The 11,840-nt window shown below is 57.5% G+C and carries 9 protein-coding genes; 1 reads left to right on the top strand and 8 read right to left on the bottom strand.

The features are described 5' to 3' along the window. Nucleotides 1–74: 74 nt before the first annotated feature. The gene (locus GLL_RS02400; protein ID WP_011140464.1) at nucleotides 75–965 is read right to left on the bottom strand and encodes a hypothetical protein; all 891 of its coding nucleotides are present in this window, start codon (nucleotides 963–965) and stop codon (nucleotides 75–77) included. A 371-nt stretch (nucleotides 966–1,336) separates the two neighbouring features. On the opposite strand from GLL_RS02400, the gene GLL_RS02395 reads away from it, so the two are divergent. Continuing rightward, entirely contained in the window at nucleotides 1,337–2,752 is a 1,416-nt protein-coding gene (locus GLL_RS02395) for an IPT/TIG domain-containing protein (protein ID WP_011140463.1), read from the top strand. 15 nt (nucleotides 2,753–2,767) lie between these two features. On the opposite strand, the gene GLL_RS02390 is transcribed toward GLL_RS02395, so the two are convergent. The 7 genes from GLL_RS02390 to GLL_RS02360 form a co-directional block, all read right to left on the bottom strand. Then, nucleotides 2,768–3,943 carry a glycosyltransferase family 4 protein gene (locus tag GLL_RS02390; RefSeq protein ID WP_011140462.1) on the bottom strand — a complete coding sequence of 392 codons (1,176 nt, stop codon included), beginning with the start codon at nucleotides 3,941–3,943 and terminating at the stop codon, nucleotides 2,768–2,770. A 34-nt stretch (nucleotides 3,944–3,977) separates the two neighbouring features. Next, on the bottom strand, nucleotides 3,978–4,637 hold the full coding sequence (locus tag GLL_RS02385; RefSeq protein WP_011140461.1) for a sugar transferase: 660 nt from the start codon (nucleotides 4,635–4,637) through the stop codon (nucleotides 3,978–3,980). 4 nt (nucleotides 4,638–4,641) lie between these two features. Beyond that, nucleotides 4,642–6,126, bottom strand: coding sequence for an oligosaccharide flippase family protein (locus GLL_RS02380; protein ID WP_011140460.1), 1,485 nt, complete (start codon nucleotides 6,124–6,126; stop codon nucleotides 4,642–4,644). Between the two features lie 13 nt (nucleotides 6,127–6,139). Next, nucleotides 6,140–7,213: a glycosyltransferase gene (locus GLL_RS02375; protein ID WP_011140459.1), complete on the bottom strand. Its 1,074-nt coding sequence runs from the start codon at nucleotides 7,211–7,213 to the stop codon at nucleotides 6,140–6,142. 34 nt (nucleotides 7,214–7,247) lie between these two features. Next, nucleotides 7,248–8,555, bottom strand: a complete 1,308-nt coding sequence (locus tag GLL_RS02370; protein WP_231848350.1) for an O-antigen ligase family protein — start codon at nucleotides 8,553–8,555, stop codon at nucleotides 7,248–7,250. A gap of 75 nt (nucleotides 8,556–8,630) precedes the next feature. Continuing rightward, nucleotides 8,631–10,661: a GumC family protein gene (locus GLL_RS02365; protein ID WP_011140457.1), complete on the bottom strand. Its 2,031-nt coding sequence runs from the start codon at nucleotides 10,659–10,661 to the stop codon at nucleotides 8,631–8,633. A gap of 57 nt (nucleotides 10,662–10,718) precedes the next feature. Then, complete coding sequence (locus GLL_RS02360) at nucleotides 10,719–11,624, bottom strand: polysaccharide biosynthesis/export family protein (protein ID WP_231848348.1); 906 nt, start codon at nucleotides 11,622–11,624, stop codon at nucleotides 10,719–10,721. Nucleotides 11,625–11,840 lie beyond the last annotated feature (216 nt).

Raw genomic sequence — 11,840 nt, 5'->3', positions numbered from 1 at the left:
CCTCCAAAGTCGTAGCAGGCTGGTTCACGCCAAGCTCACTATTTCTCATTGACCATCAATCTGTCTGTAGGTATCTATGCCTCCGCCAGCATTTGCTGGTCGGGATACCCTTGTGATCCTACATCTTTCTGGTACATGTCGAACGGCTTTCCATCCCAAAACTTACTAGGAATGTAATGCAAAATCAGCGCCCAGCGCGGATTTGTGTTGTATCCACCCTGGTGGACAATCAGTTGATTTGAAAGAATCAACGTGCCCGCCTGCCCAAGGATGGGTATCGTTTGCTTTTCATTGTAGAAAAGCGCCATATCACCGAACTGGTCGGAACGGCTGACTTTTTCTCGACTCCAACCGAGTGAACGCCAGCGGACGTAAAACAGATTGAGAAGTTTACGAGCAACGTGCCTGTGGGAGTGGGCGATGACCGTGTACGGCCCGTCGTCGATGTTTTGAACATCGCTGAGGTACAAAAAAGCTTTATACCGAACGGTCAGGCCGTCGGTGTGCAATCGGCGCTTAGTTTGCTGGTCGGGCATGTCCAGTTGAACGACGGCGCTTTGGGCCACCAGCGTCTCGCCGGTACGCTTCTCAAGCATTGTCTTGACAGAATACAGCAAGCGGCTGTAGCGCTCATCCAGTTTCTGAACATTGATAAACTGCACCATGCCGAGGTTTATATCGGTGCTTTCAGCTCGATGATGCATGTAGCACTTCCCACCATCTTGCTCATCCTCGCAGTAGTGTTGCGGGGGGATCACATAGCTATGTCCTCGTACATAGCTTTGGGCAAATGCAATGATCTCCCGAGATTCGGCCGAACTCAAAAAATCGGGAATCACCTCGTACCCATCGGAGGTGAATCGGTTGTGCGGCTGTTGCCGAATGCTTGCAGCACTGACAAGAACCTTTCTAACCATCCGTACATAATTTTGCAGATGGGGAAACATTCGCTTCACTGGGCTCACCGCCTCCTCACTGAATTTGTATAACTACTGGGAACAATGTGGCAGAAAGGGCCGGCAAATACCGATGCAAGACCAAAGACGCCTGCACCCGCGTACGGAACGCATCGTATATCCTCCAGGATCCAGTCGTGTCGTATGGTACGGCACAGCTTTCATCTGGGTTGATTGGCTCACCTGTACAGTGGATTTTGTTTTACATCGCAATGATTTCGTGAGATGAATGTCACAGTCTGCTGGCAGCTTGTATTTTTCATTCGCGCGTGAGGATCCCCTTCAAGGACTTTAACTTAAATGCTTTGAAGGCTCCACGTGTTGCGCTTGGCGCAGACTTTACGCAGTAATGCCACCCGAAGCACCCCGATAGCGGAGACATGGAGATAGTTATGTATTACCTTCAACTGTTCAGACCAGTGCCAATTCTCTCATATTGCGCTTTGTTCTACACACTATTGGTACTGCTGGGTCTACCAGAACTCGGCTCGCGCGCGCTTGCGGCGGGTATTTCTGGTTTTTCACCCTCAAGTGGTCCAATTGGTACAACGGTGACCATCGACGGTTCAGGCTTCAAAGATGTCTCCTCAGTCCAATTTGGCGGAGGCAATGTAAGCTTTACACAAACTTCCGACAGCACGATAACAGCCACTATTAACTCCAACGCCGAGACAGGCAAAATTACGGTGAAGGCATCTTCGGGCAGTCTCACCAGTTCAAACTCCTTCACCGTAACCATCGCCAAGCCCAGCATCAGCAGCTTTTCGCCCGCCGGCGGTCCACCGGAAACAAAAGTAGTGGTTAAAGGAGCGAATTTCGAGGGAGTGCAATCGTTCAAGATCGGCAACGTTTACCTTCCTTTTACCTACGATTCGAGTTCTCAGCTAACCGCCACCACCAAAGTAGGCAACGTTACCGGCAAGATTACCATAACCACCTCCGGTGGCAGCGTCACCAGTTCGAATACCTTCACCAGCGATCCTCCGAGTATTACCAGCATCACGCCTTTGCAAGGTTCGGCCTACCCTGCCACTGATATCACCATCAAGGGCATCAACTTGAGTGGTATCGGAGGCGTTGCCTTCGGCAAAGGCTACGCCGAGCGCTGGGAATACATCAGCCATAATGAGCTGCGGACCCAAGTGCCCTGCACGGCAAGTACCGGCAAAGTGACCATCGACACGTTTGCAGGCAAAATCACCAGCTACAACGACTTCACCGTGCCGGACGCCGGTGTACCGAGCGATGTGCCCCAACGCATCGCCTGCGTCAAAGAACCGCTCACCCCCCCGGACGGTTTCACGGCCATCACCTACTGGGGACAGGCGATCGTCGATACCAGCAAAACTGGTGAAGCCACCGTCGAGATCGACTACATGAAACTCTGGTGCACGATCAACGGCACCGAGAAGCTCCTCGCCGACGATCAAGGTTCGGTCTATGGACATCTGTACGTGCGCTCGGGTTGGTACAGCATCCGCGAGACCGAGCCGATGCCCTACACCTACAACGCCCAGAACGACTCGGTCGTGTTGAAACTTTCCCAGCATCCCGACAAAATTTTTCACTGGTACATGAACACTCCGCGGGCTTCCTGGTCGCCGCAGGACACCGTCAGCGGCTGCCGCGTCGAGGGGCGGATGAAAATCAGTGGACCGGCCCTGGTGCAGTTGGGTGCCGACTGGTGGGTGGACGCCTACGCCCCCTGGAACGGCGCGCAGGTGAACAATCGCGAGATGGGCTATACCAACTGGTACCGCCAATCGCCGGATTGGCGTGTTATCGACTTGCCGTGAGGCGAGGACCATCGCTCAATCCGCTGCTTTTTTGGAGGCGGTTTGCTTCACCTGGATGGTCTCGACGATGGCATCACGGTAGTCGATAGCCAACCGGTCCCATCCAAACCGGCGGGAGCTGCGCAAGGCGCGCTCCTGCCAATTTTCAGCAAGTACCTGCCTAAGGCAGCGGGCGTATGTGTCGATGTCCGTGACATCGCACAGCAAACCGGCATCTGCGACAATATGGCGGCGCATGGCATCGTCGGTTGCAACTACCCCTAGCCCCGAGGCCATGGCCTCCACGTAAGCCAGCCCCCAGGGTTCGTCGACCGAGGGTAAGGTAAACGCCTGACACGAACGATAGACCGCCGGCATCTGCTCGAACGGGAACGAGTCGATGCGAGAACGCCCAGCCCCAAGCAAGCGCTCGGCTAGGGCGCTGTAGTAGGGGCGATCCAGGCCGTCGCCGCAGATGAGCAAGCTGACCCCTGGCAAGCGGGAAACCGCTTCGATGGCTAGATTGACGCGCTTGTGGCCGTCTTTGCGCAAAGAAGCGACGCACAAAACCACTGGCGCAGGCAGGCCAAGCTCGATGCACTCGCCCTCCGGACGAAAGCGAGCCAGATCGATACCGTTGGGAATCACCGCTACCGGCTGCTGTGGCCGGTGTCGGCGAGCGAACTCGGCAATCTCCGTCGAAAGGGCAATCAGGCGATCCGGACGAAAGTCCAGGCTGCGCCGTAGATCACGACCGTTGCGCAACAAGCCGCAATGCTCAGTGTAAAGCAGCGGCGTGCCGATCAAGGCACGCACGGTCCAGGCGGCCGCCAACCCCCCCAACCCGTTGATGGGAAAGACTAGGTCGGCCGGTTTTCTAAGCAAGTGGGAAACCGTCGGAAAATAGCCAGTTAGATACTCCCACCACAGCTCAGGCACGTTCGTAAAGCGCCGCCACAGTGGAGCAAGCAGCGGATGGCGAAACACAGCCCGAGAGCGAGTGCGGGAGACAGCGCCGACGGGCGTGCTCAGAGGGCCGCACGGCTCGCCGCTGAGCAACTCGACATCGAAGTATTCGGAGAGGCGCCGGGACATCTCGATGGCGAAAATCTCCGAGCCCCCACTCCAGATCACTCCGGCACTTGTATGGATGAGTGCCACCCGGTACCGTTCGCGTGTACGGCCATCTGCTCGTTGTTTCTGCGTCAGCATGTCTGTCCTTCCAGAAGGGCAATATTTGCCGCTATCAATACGCTCCCCGCTTGACCAAAACAACCTGAACGGTTTTCCAGAGAATGACCAGATCAAGGCGCAACGACCAGGTTTCTGCGTACTGTAAATCGAGATCCAGCATCTGCTCAAAACTCAATTCGCTGCGGCCACCTACCTGCCACAGACCAGTCATCCCAGGCAGCACCGACAGGCGAGCACCGAGTCGGCGCGCATCGAAAAGCGCACTGGCGCGCTGGCAATCACGCTCCTGTAGAGGCCGCGGACCGACCAAGCTCATCTGTCCCAGCAAGACGTTAATCAGCTGAGGCAACTCGTCGAGGCTGGTGCGGCGCAGAAACTGCCCAAAGGAAGTAACGCGAGGATCGTTTTTCATTTTGAACAACACTCCGCCTTCGGACTCGTTGAATTTTTCGAGGCGGGCCAGTTGGGTCTCCGCGTCGGTGACCATCGTCCGGAACTTCCAGACGTGAAAGTACTGGCCGCCCAGACCCATGCGCTGCTGCCGAAAAAAGATCGGCCCAGGCGAATCGAGCCGGATTCGCAAGGCGATATAGGCGAAGATCGGTGCAAAAAGTAGCAAACCTAGTGCGGCACCGGCTAAATCAAGCAGACGCTTGACGGCTTGCTGCATTTGGAGGTTGCGTACCTCGGGCTTGCGAGTAAGGGTTTCCATAGTTCTAATGCTTGGAGGTAGTGTTGGCCAGATCTTGTTGGATGTAAGCTTTGTCTTGGCCCCGCAATTTGGGCAGACGGATGAGTAACCCCGTCACCGATACGAGATAGAACGCCAGCATCATTAACGCCTCAAGGGCTATCGGCAACGTCACTAGCCAGGTGGAAGCGACTGCAAGCACAGCCACTGCGGGCGGCAATAAAATAGGCCTTGCCAGGTCGCCCAAACGCCAGCCGTTGGTTCGGCAGACGGCTAACCAGAACCAGACCAACGCAGCTGGCCCCATGACCACCGCCACCGCCAGGGCCACCCCCTGGATGCCTCCCAGCCACGCACCGGCAAGATAGGCCGGGATTGAAAGCGGTACCAACGCCCAGTTGATCCGGGCATTGATCCCCGGTTTGCCGGCGGCGGTCAGGGAAGTGCCCAATATTTGCATCGTCCCCCGCACGTAGGCAAAGACCAGGACCAGTTGAAAGACCTTGATTGCATCGACCCAGTCCGCTCCGTAGAGAAACGGAATCAGCCAGGGGGCCAGCACAAAGGAAAGGGCGTTGATCGGGGCGGCAATCAGACCGTACTGTTCGATGGCCCGTACCACGTAGGGCCGGCACTCGGCAGGCTCCATTCTTGAGAGGGCCGAGAAATGGACGCGGTTGGTCTTTGCTGCAGCAAAAACCGGCACCATCGCCAGTTGGTAGGCGACGTTGTAGTAGCCGAGCGCCTGGGCTCCAAGCAAGCGGCCGATGACCAGATTGTCGCCGCTGGTGTTGGCTTGGGCGGCCATGCTGATGCCAAGCATGCCGGTAATAAAACGCCGCACTTCTTTGAGCGCCTCAGGATCGGGCTTAAAGGCATAAGCGAAACGATAGCCACTCATGCGCCTACGGGTGACGGCATCGGTGCAGGCGTAAGCGACTTCAGCCACCGCAAAGGACCAGACACCTCCTCCGCACAGTGCACAGATGGCAGCGCCCAGCAGGCGGGAGGCCCCTGCTGCACTGTCGCTGATGGCTATATCCTTGAATCGCTGCTGACGCAACATGACCGCGTCGTGGGCACCAGTGCCGGCGTTAATCAAAAACACCAGCGCGTGAAAAGCTGTCAGCGGCCACAGCAAGGGTTGATCAAAAAACAGCGACAGCGGAAACCCTGCCAGAGCCTGCAAAATGAACATTCCGAAAGAAATGTTCACCCCAAGGCTGTAGACGGCATCGACCAGCTTTTTGTCCTCCAGCCCCCGCTGCACCAGGACTGAACCTACCGCCCCGTCACGAAAAAGCCGTGAAAAGTTGGTAAGCACCAGCACCATTGCCCACAACCCGAATTCGTTCGGCGAGAGTAACCGGGCCAGCAACAGCTGCATGAGAAACTGAGAGCCCCTTTCGAAGAAAAAGGCACTCAGCAGCCACATTCCTCCTCTGGCCAGATGTCCGCGCAAAGGCAGGCGGTTGAGCAGGGGTTTAATCCAGCCAATTTTGTTTCCCATCAGGCTACCCGTCTCATGAGCGGGTAGAGGAAGCGCGCGCCATCCCAGGAACTTGAGCAGCAAGCTTGGTGCGGATAAAGCTGCTTAATCCGAGCAGCAAAACTTCCTTGCCATCCTTAGGGGAGACGACGCAGATCGAGCGGCGTAGCATCCACTTGAGGGCGTCCCAGGGGCGCATACCCGTGCCCCTCGCCTCATCAAGGGTCAAAGCCACAATCTTCAAAAGCGAACATTGGGAGGCACCTTCGTGAAGAGAGAGGAGTGCCAGATACTGGCCGTCACGACTGATATCGAAGCGGCCCGCCACCCCGGTTTGCTTGGCGGCGTCGTTGACAAACTGTCCAACCGCTTTGTAACAATGCACAGCGTGCTCAAAATTCTTGCTGCGGCTACGCCTGTTTTTGCCGTGAATGCGGTAGTACATCAACGGCTCTTTGACAAAGCCCACTTGGCCGTGAAAAGGAGCAACCGCTACCAAGTAGCAATCGGCCCCCCCGTCGTATGAACGGCCACAAACCCACACTTGCCGGTTAGGTATCGGCAGAATTTTGTCCAGCACACTACGGCGATAGGACAGGGCAGATGTGATGGCGCACGGATAGCGGCCCCAGGTAAGCAGCATACGACGCACATCTCCTTGCACCAGACTTTTGGCACCGTAGCCTATCTTGGTATCTTCGGCATCGACAGTCACCCATGAGTGGGACACTTGCACCCACTCTGGATGCTCACCGAAGGCTTCGACTACACGCTCAACCTTGTTTTCGTAGTAGCGATCGTCTGAATCGAGAAAACAAACGATCTCTCCGCGGCTATTGCGCAGACCAGTATTGAAAGCTTCGGCCTGCCCGCTGTTTTTCTCAAGAAAGATGGGACGAACTTGATCGCCATAGGAGCGAATGACTTCAACCGAGTGATCGGTCGAAGCGTCGTCCACCACCACAATTTCGCAGTTACGATAGGTTTGCTTCAGGGCACTGTCAATAGCCTGGCCAATCAGATGGCCAAAATTGTAGTTACAGATGATGATGCTGACTAGCGGTTGGCTCGATATTGGCGAGTGGGAGGAAGGACTTTGAGTGCTCATTGTGTACTCCAAGATGTCAAAAGTACATCGTTCACTACCTACTTGCAGCCAGTTTCTGTTGAGTCCGAGGGAATTGCTTGACGGCCCACATTGCCTCGTCTGTTTCTGTGCGCCCGCGGTCCAACGAAAGCATCGTGCACAGCAGCAGGATGGCCATGCGAGTGAAGTCAAAGGCCACCACGGACGCCAGGATCATAAAAAGCAGTAGTGTCCACCACACGCAGTCCGGACGGTCGGCGCGGGTACGCCAGAGCCAGCGCATGAAAGTCACCGCAAAGATTCCAAAAAGCAGTGTTCCTGCCAGACCATTGCAGTAGAGCAGTGCACCTAGTAAAAAACTGTGGCTTCCAACCTTTGCAGGCTCGTAGCCAGGTACAACGGTACGGCCTGGAATACCGTGGCCAAAAATCGGCGCGTCCCCCAAGCTCTCGAAAGTTCGCCCATAAAGTAGCGAACGGGCTTCGGTAGAAGCCTTGCGCAGGTTATTGGTCGAGTCGACCGTCCGCTCGTAGGTGGTTACCAGTGCTTCGGTCACCGGAGGCAGTGCAAGGGCCCCGAAACTCAGCGCGGCAATCAAAGCGAAAAGCGCCCAGATACCCCCATGTTTACCTAGCGTCAACAACATGCGCAGAGCCAAAACCGCTATCAGCACCGCCACCGAGGAGCGGGCACCGTCGAGGATAAGTGCCACCACCGCGGCCGAGCCCAGCAGCAACGGCCAAGGCGATCGCCCGCTCAGCCCAAGCAAGAAGACAAAAGCCGTAGCCTGGGCAAAAAACTCAGGATGGCCAAAAAAGGCCGCGTAGCGCGGCGTACCCAGAAAACTTGTACCGTCCTCGGCGTCAAATAACCGCAGGTAATTCGTGTCGCCCAGCCCTTCGACATAACGCTCCTGCTTAGAAAGCAGCAGACCGGTCAGTGAGCGCATGATCGGTAAGCTGCTTTCTCCAATTACAAAGTGCGCCACCAGCCATACCGCCAGCACCTCAGCCATCAACACTGCGATGGCCCAGATAGCCACTTGCACGCGCACGCGCACATCGTTGCTCTGGATGTACCAGAGCACCAGCGCTCCACCAATCCACAGCAACGTCGGAGAAAGCAGCGAGTTGCCCGTGATCTTCTCAACGTGCAAATTCATATTGACCGTGACGTAGGCACCAAAGGCAAAGAGCGCCCACACCTCGGGCCGCGGCGCTTTAAGACGGATCCGCCCGAACTGCCACAGTTCTGAAGCAGCCAGACCGGCCAGCAACAGCAAACTAATATAACCAAAGCCAATGCCCCACCAGAGGGGCAACAGCACAATAATGCCGAAGACCGAGCGTTCAGCATGGCTCATCTGGCCCCACATGGCGCGCAGGCTATCCACTAGCCCGGCGCGGATTGCAATCGGTGCATCCATTGGTGACATGACTTATGAATCGGCCGCTTGCAAAGCCGGCCGCTCGTAGCGATAGCGGTAGGCGTCCTTGGCGGACTCGCTGCCGTTGATGACGAGGCTGATGCTGCTGCCGAAGCGCTGCAGTGTGTACAGGCTGCTGTTGACCGAGTCGCGGTTGCTCACGCCCGAGCGCACCACAAAGAGCACGTTGCGGATGGCGGCGGCGATGAGTTTGGTCTCGGCCACCAGATCCTCCGGCGCTGTGTCGATGAGCACGTAATCGTAATTGCCCGTGCGCTCGAGTTCCGCCAAGTAGCGGGTGAACTGGCCTTTGGCGATGTACTCACCTACAGAAAGGCCAGCCTCGGGCAGGCAGGCGGGCAGGAAGTTCAACGACGGCGCGAGGGCGACCGGTTCGCTGCTCTGCCCTTCGATTTGCAGTCGCCGCCCCAAGCCCGCCTGGCGGAAATCAGCGTCCACCACCAGCACCCGGAAGCCCAGTTCGCGCAGTGCCTTGGCAAGTCCTAGGGTGACGGTGGTCTTTCCTTCGCCGACGCCGGAACTGGTAATCATCAACCGACGGCTCTCGAGCGGCAACAGACTCACCACCGAGGCCAGCTGCCGGAACTCCTCAGCCTCCGCCACTTTGGCAGCCGACTCCTTCAGGCGGGGAATGCGCGCCAGAACCGGCAGTCCGGTGCCCTCGAGTTCGCGCAGGGCGAGTAGCGGATTGCGCCGCTCCAGCCACAGCGCCAAGGCGATGCTGCCGGACAGCATCGCCACCAGCCCGCCGACCGCAATCAGCAGCCCCGACGGGCTCGGCCTGGAGTTGACCGAGGGCGCATCGAGAATCTGCACGTTCGGGTAAGCGTCAAAAGCATTCACTTTGGCCTGCTGCATCTGTGCCACCATACCCTTGTAGACGCCTTCGGCGATCTCATAGCGGCGGGTCAACTCGCGCAACCGGCTTTGGCGGGGAGCGAGGGTCTTCAGCTGTGAATCGATGCTGTCGATGCGGTTTTGAATGCGCTCTGACTGTCTGCCCAGGGCAGCACTCTCAGCCTGGGCCTGGATAAGCTGCAAAATCAGATCGATGCGCGAGTCGCGGTAGTTGTTGCCCCCCAAAGAGGTGTTCACTTTTGCGGCGTCGGGCACGATGCTGCCCACTTGCTGTTTGATTTTTGCGAGCAGTTCTTCGCGCTGCAGCTCCAACGACTTGACACGCAGGTTTTTGTCGGTGTATAAACCGCGCGCCTGAACCAGCTGCGATTCGACATCGGCAAGCTTGGCGCGCAGAGCCTGATAGGCCTTGTCCTCTCCCAAATTCAAGGCGGCGGTGGCACGGCCCATGTCCATGCCGACAGCCTGCTCGAGGCTGTCGGCGCGTTGGGCAGCCGCCTCAGATTGAGCCTGCGTCAGCGCCTGGCTGGAGCGCAGCGTGTTGAGCGTCGCTACAAGCCCGCGCGTTTGCTCGTCTGCGTCGAGCAGCCCTGTTGACTGCTTGTAATTAGAAAGCGCAAGCTGGGCGCGCTGCAACTCTTTTTGGGCGCGCTGCAATTCCTCTTTGGAGAATTGATCGCGCCGCTTCGAGTCGTCGATGCGTAACTCATTGAGACGCTGCTGATAGGACTGCAGCACCGCTTCTGAGCGCTGCTTTGCAAGCTCAGAACTAGAACCTTTGGCTTCAAGCACCAAAATGGTAGACTGATCGCCCGCCTTGCTTTTGAAAAGCTTGGCGTACTGCTCCAGGCGGGAGAACTTTTCCGCTCGCTCGGGATCTTTTTCCCAAATGGGGCGAAGCACGTTGCTGCTCAGCAAAATATCTGATTGGATTCCAGTTGGATTGAGTTGGTTGGAGTAGGTAAGCCCCTGCTGCTGCAAATTGCCCAGCGGCCCGAGATTAGCGCTCAAACTGCTACTGTTGTTTGGAATAATCAGCTGCGCAGTCGAAGTCCAGGTGCGCGGATAAAACAAAGCAATGCCCACCGTCGCAGCCAGCAACACACTGTTGAGCGCCAGCAGCGGACGCCAATGGCGACGCCCAATCGCAACAACACTACTCATAAAAACATCCTTCTAGCCAAGCTAGGTTTGCGGTAAATCTGTCAACCCCAACGCCTATTATCGGAACAGCCACACGAACGGCATCAGCAACGGCTGGATCAAGCTCAGAAATCCTTCGGCGTTGGCCGGGGAGCCAGCGTTGACCACGATGCTGTCGTCCTGGAGCAGCTTGAGATCGTTAGTGCCGTCCATCACCTGGGCGACCGGGAAATTCTGGGCCGTGCGCTGGCCATTGGTCGGGTCGGTGCGAATCAAAGTCACCTGGCGGCCACCGCGCAAGAAAGACTCGCCCGAACCGCCCGCCGCAGTGAGCGCTCCCGCCAGGGTGGTGCCGGGCCGGACTTTGACCGGGCCGACCGCGTTGCTGGGCAGATCCTGACCGGAGACGTAGACGGTAATCTGCTCAGGAGCCAACTGCGAAGGCAGGTTCGCCATCTCGTACTGCCCCGGGCCAAGACTCGCGACGACAATGCGATCGCCGCTGATCACCGGAACATCCTGCCCCAGGGGTAGACGCGTGCGCTGGCCGTTGCGCTCCAGTTCGATTTGGGCCAGGTTTGCGTCGGGGCGCACTCCCCCCGCCTCTTTAATGGCGTTGTAAACGGTGCGCACCGCGCCGACTTCCATCTTGGTGGCCACTGAGGCGGGTGGTTGTAAAGTAACCAGACCAGGACGGTAGACCGAACCACTTACGTCAACAGCCACCGAACTCATCGAGACCAGCCGCACCTGCACATCGGGCACGCGGATGTACTCCCGCAACCGCTGGGCGAGTTCCTGCTGCAACTCGAGCTCTTCGCGACCGGCAGCTGGGATGCGGCCCAGCTGGGGCACAAAAATGTTGCCGTCGGCACCGACCACGAAGCCCTGCTCACCCGCCGAACTGAATTCTTCGCCGTTGACAACGGTTACTGAGACCCGGTCGTAGGCGCTCAGGGTCATCGCTGAGGCGGACCCGACCATCGGCGCTGTCCCTAGCAAAGCCAGCAAGCCAGGAAGGATTGTCCACTCTCGCCAGTTGCGCTTTTGCATCGTTGCTCTCCGTGTGACTCAGGCAATTGCCCGTGCAAAAAAAAAATGCGCGAACGGCCTCCCTTTCGAGAGACCGTTCAAGCGCACTCAGAGGTGTCGTCTTAAGCAGCCTGCCGCGGTGCCTGAACCGCATCTCGCAGGGTTTTT

It is taken from the genome of Gloeobacter violaceus PCC 7421 (assembly GCF_000011385.1).
Taxonomy (GTDB): Bacteria; Cyanobacteriota; Cyanobacteriia; order Gloeobacterales; family Gloeobacteraceae; genus Gloeobacter; species Gloeobacter violaceus.
The sequence above is the reverse complement of the archived record's forward strand: the minus strand, read 5'-3'. Positions and strand labels throughout refer to the sequence as shown.

Coding starts and splice junctions, on each gene's coding strand:
- GLL_RS02395 (WP_011140463.1), top strand. CDS start 1,337: ATGGAGATAGTTATGTATTACCTTCAACTGTTCAGACCAGTGCCAATT.
- GLL_RS02390 (WP_011140462.1), bottom strand. CDS start 3,943: ATGCTGACGCAGAAACAACGAGCAGATGGCCGTACACGCGAACGGTAC.
- GLL_RS02385 (WP_011140461.1), bottom strand. CDS start 4,637: ATGGAAACCCTTACTCGCAAGCCCGAGGTACGCAACCTCCAAATGCAG.
- GLL_RS02380 (WP_011140460.1), bottom strand. CDS start 6,126: ATGGGAAACAAAATTGGCTGGATTAAACCCCTGCTCAACCGCCTGCCT.
- GLL_RS02375 (WP_011140459.1), bottom strand. CDS start 7,213: ATGAGCACTCAAAGTCCTTCCTCCCACTCGCCAATATCGAGCCAACCG.
- GLL_RS02370 (WP_231848350.1), bottom strand. CDS start 8,555: ATGAGCCATGCTGAACGCTCGGTCTTCGGCATTATTGTGCTGTTGCCC.
- GLL_RS02365 (WP_011140457.1), bottom strand. CDS start 10,661: ATGAGTAGTGTTGTTGCGATTGGGCGTCGCCATTGGCGTCCGCTGCTG.
- GLL_RS02360 (WP_231848348.1), bottom strand. CDS start 11,624: ATGGTCGGGTCCGCCTCAGCGATGACCCTGAGCGCCTACGACCGGGTC.